The sequence below is a fragment of the Oceanospirillum linum genome (assembly GCF_001995095.2).
Lineage (GTDB): Bacteria > Pseudomonadota > Gammaproteobacteria > Pseudomonadales > Halomonadaceae > Oceanospirillum > Oceanospirillum linum.
Genome location: NZ_MTSD02000151.1, coordinates 1 through 421, shown reverse-complemented (window position 1 = coordinate 421; position 421 = coordinate 1). Strand labels below are relative to the sequence as shown.

Sequence of the window (421 nt, the reverse complement as noted above, 5' to 3'; positions counted from 1 at the left end):
CTCCTGCACCTGCTGCAAAAGCCGAGGCCGCACCGGCTCCGGCTGCTGCACCTGCGCCAAGCGGTGCCAAGGTTCACGCCGGCCCTGCCGTTCGTCAGCTGGCCCGTGAGTTCGGCGTTGAGCTGAACGCTGTGTCGGCCACCGGCCCACATGGTCGCGTGCTGAAGGAAGACGTGCAGGTTTACGTCAAAGCCATGATGCAGAAGGCCAAGGAAGCTCCGGCTGCCGGCGCTGCGACTGGCGGCGCTGGTATTCCACCGATCCCGGTCGTGGACTTCAGCCGCTTCGGCGAAACCGAAGAAGTGCCGATGACCCGCCTGATGCAAATCGGCGCGTCGAGCCTGCACCGCAGCTGGCTGAACATCCCGCACGTGACTCAGTTCGACCAGGCCGATATCACCGACCTGGAAGCGTTCCGCGT

1 protein-coding gene is annotated in these 421 nt (G+C 65.1%); it reads left to right on the top strand.

The features are described 5' to 3' along the window. Positions 1-421: E3 binding domain-containing protein (locus tag BTA35_RS17065; RefSeq protein WP_202931317.1), on the top strand; the 421-nt coding region annotated here is incomplete at both ends.